This is a genomic window from Streptomyces sp. SID486, from assembly GCF_009865385.1.
Classification (GTDB): domain Bacteria; phylum Actinomycetota; class Actinomycetes; order Streptomycetales; family Streptomycetaceae; genus Streptomyces.
The window spans coordinates 1-676 of sequence record NZ_WWJT01000651.1; the positions used below are offsets into that span (position 1 = coordinate 1).

A 676-nucleotide genomic window follows, 5' to 3' on the forward strand; every position below is an offset into this window, starting at 1 on the left:
GCCGGGCCACCGGCCGGAGGGGCGGCCGGGGACGGCACCGCCACCACGGCCGCCGCGCCGGCCGCGGCCCCGACGAACCGGCGCCTGGTCCAGCCGGTACCGCGCTCCTGGCCCCGCCGGGGCGGGGGAGGACCCTCTCCCGGCGTCCCTGTCTCCGTGTCCATGCCGTACCTCGGGTCGTCGGTCGTCCGGCTCGTGACAGACACCTTGGCCCGTGCCCCGCGCCGAGGGCAAGCCGGGTGACGAGCGCCCGCGCCGACCGCCGTCAGCGCCCCGGGCGCCCTACCACTCCCCGTCCTCGACCGGCTTGCCCGGCGCGTCCTTCAGCGGTGTCACCTGCCCTGCGGACGGCGCCTGCCACGGCTCCGCCTCGTCACCGAGCCACTCGCCGACCGGCTTGACGGCCTCCAGGGCGTCCGTGGGAGCGAGGTCCTCGGCGTCGTCGTCGTAGTAGTCGAACCAGGGCAGGCCCGCCCGGGTGTACGCCGCCCGGTCCACCGGCGACGGCGGAGGAGCCTCGCCGGTGATCCTGCGCCACTCCGGGGGCGTGACCAGGTGCACGAACACCCGCCCGGCCGGCTCCGGCGACCAGTCGTCGAGGGGCCGGTCGTCCTCGTAGACCTCCTGCCGCATCGAGCCGCCCACCCCGAGCCCCATGGCCGCGGCCCGCCGGGGC

1 pseudogene is annotated in these 676 nt (G+C 78.0%); it reads right to left on the reverse strand.

The window, feature by feature from the left end:
• Positions 1-282 precede the first annotated feature (282 nt).
• Positions 283-676 (reverse strand): annotated as a pseudogene (locus tag GT045_RS30365) (hypothetical protein); the annotation flags it as partial.